The 8,068-nt window shown below is 64.1% G+C and carries 8 protein-coding genes; 1 reads left to right on the top strand and 7 read right to left on the bottom strand.

The annotated features are described in order from the left end of the window. Positions 1 to 49: 49 nt before the first annotated feature. From E3U47_RS24625 to E3U47_RS24595, 7 genes are all read right to left on the bottom strand, one after another. A protein-coding gene (locus tag E3U47_RS24625) for an IS3 family transposase (protein ID WP_134694175.1) occupies positions 50 to 1,211 on the bottom strand; the annotation gives its coding sequence in 2 pieces (ribosomal slippage) (positions 50 to 956 and positions 955 to 1,211; 1,164 coding nt in all). A 484-nt stretch (positions 1,212 to 1,695) separates the two neighbouring features. Continuing rightward, entirely contained in the window at positions 1,696 to 2,478 is a 783-nt protein-coding gene (locus tag E3U47_RS24620; protein WP_134694174.1) for an amino acid ABC transporter ATP-binding protein, read from the bottom strand. A gap of 23 nt (positions 2,479 to 2,501) precedes the next feature. Then, complete coding sequence (locus E3U47_RS24615) at positions 2,502 to 3,746, bottom strand: FAD-dependent oxidoreductase (protein WP_134694173.1); 1,245 nt, start codon at positions 3,744 to 3,746, stop codon at positions 2,502 to 2,504. Between the two features lie 16 nt (positions 3,747 to 3,762). Further along, positions 3,763 to 4,473, bottom strand: coding sequence for an ABC transporter permease (locus tag E3U47_RS24610; RefSeq protein WP_134694172.1), 711 nt, complete (start codon positions 4,471 to 4,473; stop codon positions 3,763 to 3,765). Continuing rightward, on the bottom strand, positions 4,470 to 5,189 hold the full coding sequence (locus E3U47_RS24605) for an ABC transporter permease (RefSeq protein WP_134694171.1): 720 nt from the start codon (positions 5,187 to 5,189) through the stop codon (positions 4,470 to 4,472). The genes E3U47_RS24610 and E3U47_RS24605 overlap by 4 nt, the downstream gene beginning before the upstream one ends. Before the next feature lie 151 nt (positions 5,190 to 5,340). Further along, the gene (locus tag E3U47_RS24600; RefSeq protein ID WP_134694170.1) at positions 5,341 to 6,093 is read right to left on the bottom strand and encodes a transporter substrate-binding domain-containing protein; all 753 of its coding nucleotides are present in this window, start codon (positions 6,091 to 6,093) and stop codon (positions 5,341 to 5,343) included. A gap of 26 nt (positions 6,094 to 6,119) precedes the next feature. Continuing rightward, on the bottom strand, positions 6,120 to 6,992 hold the full coding sequence (locus E3U47_RS24595) for a MurR/RpiR family transcriptional regulator (RefSeq protein WP_134694169.1): 873 nt from the start codon (positions 6,990 to 6,992) through the stop codon (positions 6,120 to 6,122). 143 nt (positions 6,993 to 7,135) lie between these two features. Here E3U47_RS24595 and E3U47_RS24590 point away from each other — a divergent pair. After that, the coding region (locus E3U47_RS24590) for an Ldh family oxidoreductase (protein WP_134694168.1) at positions 7,136 to 8,068 on the top strand (933 nt) is incomplete at its 3' end.

Below are 8,068 nucleotides of genomic sequence, written 5' to 3'. Positions count from 1 at the left end.
CCTTCAAAAAGGGACCCGCCGTAAGGGCGGAAAGGTGATTATGTAGTGGTCAACTGATCCCGGACACGGCTTTGAGTTTTTCTTCAGCTTTCGCCGGAGCCAGTCCATCGTTGAATTGATGGGGGCGGATCCAGTTGTAGTGGTTCATCAGGTACTGGCTAATGTCTCGCTGAGCTTGCTGCCCGGTCAGGTAGCCCGTGGCCGGTATCCACTCTGATTTCAAGCTGCGAAATACTCGCTCCATCGGCGCATTATCCCAGCAGTTGCCTCGGCGGCTCATACTCTGGCGCATGCGGTAGCGCCATAGTCTCTGACGGAACTGACGGCTGCCATATTGCGATCCTTGGTCGGAGTGGAACAGCAGCCCTTGGGGCTTTCCGCGTTGTTCGTAAGCCACGTCCAGAGCTTTGACCACGAGGTCGGCATCCGGCTTTTCTGATAAGGCCCAGCCCACCACTCTGCGTGCATAGAGATCCAGGACAACTGCCAGATAGTGCCATTTGCCCTGCGCCCAAACGTAAGTGATGTCGCCACACCAGACCTGATTTGGCGCTTCGACATCAAACGCTCGGTTCAAGATATTCGGAATATCTGGCCGCTCCACTGTGGCCTTTTTGTACGCATGTGATCCTGGCTGCTTGCTGACCAGCGCCAGCTCACGCATCAGGCTGCGCACCTTGAACCGCCCGATTTGCTCACCCTCTTCTTGCATCATTGCCTTGATGCTACGGCTGCCGGGCGCACTTCGCCCTCGCGTGAACAACTCATTAACTCGACTGCGCAATCGCAGTCGCTCAACGTCCGGAGCTCGTCTTCTATGACGATGTGCGTAGTAACTTGAGCGAGTGACTTCGAACACTTCGCACAAACAATCAACTGGCTCATGGGCGCTGAGCTGGCGGATCAGCGAATACGCTCGAGATCTTCCGACATCAAGAGCGCGGTAGCCTTTTTTGTATCGACTTCTCGCGTTCAAGGCGAGTGATTCGAGCTTCCAGCTCTTGGATTTTTTGTTGCTCTGGCGTCAATGCCTTGCTGGTCGGCGTGATGCCGCCGCGCTCCTGTTGAAGCTGATTAACCCAACGGCGCAGGGCCGACTCGACCAAGCCGAGCGAGCGGGCTGCTTCGGCATGACTGTAGCCTTGGTCGAGCACCAGGCAGGCGGCTTCGCGCTTGAACTCAGGGGTAAAGGTACGGCGTTGCTTGGTCATCGGACACCTCTCTGTGGCGAGCATTCTCGCCTAAATGGGTGTCCGGTTTCATTAGACCACTACATTATGCGTCGCCATCGCCAATGAATGAGCGTATAACTTTCAAAACCCACGCTCTGAAAGTCAAAGTCAAAGTCAAAGTCAAAGTCAAAGTCGGTCTGCGTCTGTTTTAAAAGTTGTAAGCGCCGGCGTTTTTCAAGGTAGTTGTCGCGTCAACCATCTAACTATGCGGCTTGCTTCACGTGCTGTTGTTCCCTCACTGCGGCCTTGCTCCCGGGAGGACCGCGCTGTAGGGCCCATCCTGGGCCCCAGCGCTTGACGGGCATCCATGCCCGTCACCTCCCTTCGCAAGGCCTGCGTTCGGCCTTACGGGCGGCGCTTGTACTGGCGCAGCTGACGCTCGCTGGGGTTGGCGCTAGCCTCTCGTTCGGCAACGGCAACGGCAACGGCAAGCGTTGGCACTCGCCTGAAAGGCCGTTAATCGTTAATGCAGGATCTGCTTCAAGAACGCCTGCGCCCGCGCCGTCCGGGGCTGTCCGAAGAACACCTCCGGGCTACTGTCCTCGATGATCTGCCCGCCCTCAAGAAACAGCACCCGCTGCGCCACTTGCCGGGCAAACCCCATCTCGTGGGTCACGCAGAGCATGGTCATCCCGGTGTCCGCCAACTGCACCAACACCTCCAGCACCTCGGCGACCATCTCTGGGTCCAGCGCCGAGGTCGGCTCGTCGAACAGCATGATCCGCGGCTTCATGCACAGCGCCCGGGCAATCGCCACCCGTTGTTGCTGCCCACCGGAAAGCTGGCTGGGATACTTGTGCGCCTGGTTCTCGATACCCACCTTGCTCAGGTACAGCCGCGCGCGCTCCTCGGCCTCCCGGCGCGACAAGCCACGCACGCTCATCGGCGCCAGCAGGCAGTTGTCGAGCACGCTCATGTGCGGGAACAGGTTGAAGTGCTGGAACACCATGCCGATCTCGCTGCGTACCTGGCTGGCCTGGCGGCTGTTGCCCGCCAGGTCGATACCGGCCACCTGGATGCTGCCCTGCTCGGCGACCTCCAGGCGATTGATGCAGCGAATCAGCGTCGACTTGCCCGAGCCAGAAGGGCCACAGAGCACGATACGCTCACCCTCGCGCACCGACAGGTCGATATCGTGCAGTACATGGAAAGCACCGTAATGCTTGTTCAGGCCCTCGATGCGGATCAGCTCCGGGCGCGGGTCGGGGGCAGGGGACAGGCTGGCAAGGCTCAAAGGGGCGGTCATGTTGTTGTTCTCCCGCAGGGGCGTCAGTCGAAACGCGCGGCGCTGTAGGGCGCCGGGTCGGTGAAGGGAGGCGCGCCGGTCAGCAGCTCCGCCAGCAGGCGGCCACTCACCGGACCCAGGGTCAGGCCATGATGGGCGTGGCCGAAGTTGAACCACAGGTTGCGGTGCCGGGGCGCCGGGCCGATCACCGGGCGCATGTCCGGCAGGCATGGGCGACGGCCCAGCCAGGGTTTGTCGTCCAGGCGCTCGCCCAGGGCCGGGAACAACTTGCGCGCCAGGGCCTCGCAGCGGCGCAGCTGGATTTCATTGACGGCGGCGTCGCTGGCGGCAAACTCGATGCCAGTGGTCAGACGCACGCCCCGGGCCATTGGCGCCAGCACGTAGCCGCCCTGGGTGTCGCACACCGAATGGCTGAGTTCGGCGCCGCCGCGGGTGCTGTAGTGCATGTGGTAGCCGCGCTTGATGCCCAGCGGGAAGTGGTAGCCCAGGCGTTCGTACAGCTCGGCCGACTGCGGGCCCAGGCAGGCCACCACCTCGTCGGCGCTGACCGTGCCACGGCGGCTGTCCAGCTGCCAGCCAGCCTCGACCTGGCGCAGGCTGCGGGCATCGCCGTGAAGGAACTGTCCGCCGCGCTGGACGAACAGCGCCGCATAGCCGCGGGTGAGGCCACCGGGGTTGCTCACGGTCTTCGGGTCGAGCCAGTGGATACCCCCCTTGACGTCGCCGTCGAGCTGCTGCTCGCGGGCCTGCAGCGCCGCGCGATCGAGGATCTCGTAGCGCAGGCCATAACGGGCCAGGCCCGGCAGTTCCTGCTTGGCCTTGGCGAACAAGGCGTCGTCGCGGTACACCTCGATCCAGCCCTTGGCCTGGACCAGGGCTTGCAGGCCGGCGGCCTCGATCAGCGCGTCGTGTTCCTCGACGCTGCGTTGCACCAGCGGCAGCATGTCTGCCGCGGCCTTGGCCAGGCGCCCCGGCGCCGACTGCTGCCAATAGCGCAGCAGCCAGGGCGCCGCCTGGGGCAGGTGGGCCAGGCTGTAGCGCACGTCGGGCTGGCGGTTCAGGCCGTAGCGCAGCAAGGCGCTGAATTGGCGCGGGAAGGCGTAGGGAATCACGCTGGAGCGTTCGATCAGCCCGGCGTTGCCATGGCTGGTGCCACTGCCGGGCTCGTCGCGGTCGATGAGGATCACCTGGCGCCCGCGGGCTTGCAGGTGCAGGGCGGTGCAGACACCGACGATGCCGGCGCCCAGGACGATGGTCTGGCAATACATGGAACCCTTCCTTCAATCAGTTCAGGTGGCGGCCCAGGCGGGCCTCCAGGTGTTTCAGGGCGCGCCTGACGATCTCCACGATCAGCAGGTAGAGCACCGCCGCCCACAGGTAGATCTGGAAGTCGAAGCTGCGCGAGAAGGCCAGCTTGGTCACCCCCATCAGGTCGTAAATGGTCACCAGCGAGGCGATGGCGCTGGCCTTGATCATCATGATCAGCTCGTTGCCCAGTGGGCCGATGGCCACCAGCAGCGACTGCGGCAACACCACCTTGAAGAAGGTGGTCGAGCGCTTGAGGTTCAGGGCCCGGGCCGCTTCGTACTGGCCGGGGGCGACGGCCATCAGGCTGGCGCGGAAGATCTCGGCCTGGTAGGCGGCGGTGTTGAGGGTGAAGGCGAGCAGCGCGCAGTACCAGGCTTCGCGGAAGAACCACCACAGCCCGAGGTCTTGCCAGAAACCCTTGAGCGAGCCCAGCCCGTAGTACAGCAAGAACAGCTGGGCCAGCAGCGGCGAGCCACGGAAGAAATACACATAGCCGGCGGCCAGACGGCGCAGGGCGACGCTGCGCGACATCCGCGCCAAGGCCAGCAGCATGCCCAGCAGCGCGCCAAGGGTGAACGAGATCGCCACCAGCTTGGCGGTCACCAGCAGCCCGTCGATGAAGCGCCCGCCGTAACGTTCCAGCAGGTCGGGGTCGAGCACATAGGCCAGCAATTGCTCGAAGGTCATGGCCGGGCTCCTAGCAGGTGACGGTTGCTGCGCCGCTCCAGCAGGGCGAAGACCTGCCCCGATAGCGCCGAGAACAGCAGGTAGACCAGGCAGGCCACGCCATAGAACAGCATCGGCTGCTTGGTCACGCTGACCGCCAGGTTGGTCTGGCGCATCAGGTCGATCAGCGAGATGGTCGAGACCAGCGAGGTGTCCTTGAGCAGGCTCAGCCAGTTGTTCGACAAGCCTGGCAGGGCGATACGCGCCAGTTGCGGCAGTTGCACTTTGAAAAACGCCGTGCGCCGGCTTAGGCCCAGGGCCGAGCAGGCCTCGAGTTGCCCCTTGGGCAGGGTCTTGAAGGCCATCAGCCAGATCTCGCTGGAGAAGGCGGCGAACACCAGGCTGAAGGCGGCCATGGCGGCGAGGAAGGTGTTGATCAGCACCTCGCCTTCATAGCCCATGGCGGCGAGGATCTTCTGCGCGGCGATCTGGCAGCCGTAGTAGATGATCAGCAGCGTAAGCAGTTCGGGCAGGCCGCGGAACACCGTGGAAAAGGTGGTGGCCCAGGCCCTTGGCAGGCGTTTGCGCGAGCGCGCCGCCAGGGCCACCAGCAGCCCGAGGGGCAGGCCGATGGGCAGGCAGGCCAGGGCCAGCGATACGGTGACCAGGGCGCCGGCCAGCAGCGCCTGGCCCCATCCGCCACTGGCGAAGGACAGCAGGGAGAGTTGATCGAGCATGGATTGAGCCCTCGAGGTCGGCGAATCCGAGCGCGCTTGCGCCCTTCGCGACACCAGGCCGCCCCTACAGAGGCGCGCGGTCGCTTGTAGGAGCGGCCTCGCGCCGCGAAAGGGCTGCGTAGCAGCCCCAGGAATCTGTCAGGCCAGCGCGTCAGTTGTAGATATCGAAGGCAAAGTACTTGCTCGCGATCTTCTGGTAGGTGCCGTTGGCGACGATTGCCGCCAACGCCTCGTTCAGCCGCGTGCGCAGGGCCTGGTCGTCCTTGCGCACGGCGATCGCCGCGTCAGCCTTGGTGCCGTCGACGTCACCGAGGAGCTTGCAGCAGTCCTGGCCGTTCTTGTTCAGCCACTCATGCAGCGGGAACTTGTCGGCGATCACCCCGTCCAGGCGCCCGGCGGCAAGGTCGGCGTTGGCTTCGTCGAGGGTCGGGTACAGCTTCACGTCCGCGCCGGCCTTGCCGTAAACGTCCTCGGCGTAGATCGCCTGGGTCGAGGCGGACTGGGCGCCGACCGTGTAGCCCTTGAAGTCGGTCTGCGCGTCTTTGATCTGGCTGTCCTTGGCCACCGCCACGGTCAGTGGGGTGCGGTAGTAGTGGTCGGTGAAGGCGATCTTCTTGCGTCGCTCCTGGGTATCGATCATCGAAGCCACCACCGCATCATACTTGCGCGCCATCAACGCCGGGATGATGCCTTCCCAATCCTGGGCCACCAGGGTGCATTCGACCTTCATCTGTTCGCACAGGGCATGGGTGATGTCGACATCGAAGCCGTGCAGCTTGTTGTCGGCATCGACGTAGTTGAACGGGGGGTACGCGCCTTCCGTGGCGAAGCGCAGGGTTTCGGCACTGGCGTGGCTCGCCAGCAGCAGGGCGCACGCGCCCACCATAGCCATGGTTCTTTTCATGTTGCACCTCTGTACCAGCACTCTTGCTATTGTTGTTTGCCCACCGGCCACGAGGTGTAGCCGACGAACTCGTTATGTAGAGCGGCAGTTGCTTCCAAGCGTGTTTCAACATCCGGTCCGAGCTTCTTGCAGACCTCGTTGACCATCAGGTGCACCCACGACAGCATCGTCGCGGTGGACTCCCAGAACAGATTGAATTCGGTGGGGATACGGAACACCTCGTCGGCGTTGTCGTCGGCCCAATCGCAGAAGGTATCGGTGACCAGGGTCACCGGGATGCCCCGCGCGCGCGCCTGCTGGCACAGTTGCAGGGCATGGCGTGAATAACGACGCGCCTCGAACACCACCAGGGCGCTGGCCCGCGGTTGGCCGAGCAGCACTTCGCCGAAATGCCCGGCGCTGCCATCGACCCGTTGCACGCCGTCGCGCAGGTATTGCAGCAGGTGGACCATGCACATGGCCACGCCGCGCTCGGTCTGAAAGCCGGCGATGAACACCCGTGGCGAATCGGCCAGGCGTCGGGCGACCTGGTGCCAGGCCTCGGTGCGGCTGTATTCGTGCACGCGCACCAGCGCGGCGATTTCCTTTTCCAGGCAGCCGTCGTGGTCGGACGGGGCAGTGGCCTGGCGGTATTCCTGCAGGCGATCGCCTACCAGCCAGGGGCCTTGGCCCAGGTCGCTCTGCAAGTCCTGCTTGAGCGCCTTGAGGTGGGCATAGCCGAGTGCGCGGCAGAAGCGCCCGACACTGGACTCGCTGACATCGAGCTTGGCGGCGATACTGGCGGAGGTCTGGAACGGCAGTTCATGCAGGTTGGCGAGCATGTAGCTGGCGATCTTGCGGCCGGAGGCTGCACTGCTGTGCAGGCTGCTTTCCAGGCGTTGCCTGATCGATGCGCTCATGGGCGGCTCCGGCTGATTTCTGGCTTGGAGAAGAAAATGGCTGTTTTCTGTCATCAAGTCAATATTTGACAGATAGCTGTCATTCGCGGGAGAGTCGGGGGCGTTGCGCTGTAGCGAATCCAATTCCAATAAAGGAGCTCCAGATGTCCGCACCTACCACCGGCGCAGTCGTGCGCGTGCCGTTTGCCGAACTGCAGGCGCTGTTGCAATCGATCTTGCAGCACCACGGTTGCAGCGAGGCCGTGGCCGCCGTGCTTGCCCACAACTGCGCCAGTGCCCAGCGCGATGGCGCCCATAGCCATGGGGTGTTCCGCATACCCGGTTATGTCTCGACGCTGGCCAGTGGCTGGGTCGATGGCAAGGCCCAGCCGGTGGTGAGCGATGTGGCGGCGGGGTATGTGCGGGTGGACGCCCAGGGCGGTTTTGCCCAGCCGGCCTTGGCCGCGGCCCGCAGCTTGCTGGTGGACAAGGCGCGCAACGCCGGCATCGCCGTGCTGGCCATCCATAATTCCCACCATTTCGCTGCCTTGTGGCCGGATGTCGAGCCGTTCGCCGAACAGGGGCTGGTGGCCTTGAGCGTGGTCAACAGCATGACCTGCGTGGTGCCCCATGGCGCGCGCAAGCCACTGTTCGGCACCAACCCCATTGCCTTCGCCGCGCCTTGCGCCGGGCATGATCCGATCGTGTTCGACATGGCCACCAGTGCCATGGCCCATGGCGATGTGCAGATCGCCGCGCGGGCGGGGCAGTCATTGCCTGAGGGCATGGGCGTGGATGCCGGCGGACAGCCGACCAGCGATCCCAAGGCCATCCTTGAGGGTGGCGCCTTGTTGCCGTTTGGCGGGCACAAGGGTTCGGCGCTGTCGATGATGGTCGAGCTGCTGGCGGCGGCGCTGACCGGCGGGCATTTCTCCTGGGAATTCGACTGGTCCGGGCACCCGGGGGCGAAGACGCCCTGGACTGGGCAGTTGCTCATCGTCATCGATCCGTCCAAGGCTGAAGGCGAACGCTTTGCCCTGCGCAGCCGCGAACTGGTGCGGCAGATGCAGGCGGTGGGGCTGAGCCGGATGCCGGGG

The sequence above is a fragment of the Pseudomonas sp. RIT623 genome (assembly GCF_004519305.1).
Taxonomy (GTDB): Bacteria; Pseudomonadota; Gammaproteobacteria; order Pseudomonadales; family Pseudomonadaceae; genus Aquipseudomonas.
The sequence above is the reverse complement of the archived record's forward strand: the minus strand, read 5'-3'. Positions and strand labels throughout refer to the sequence as shown.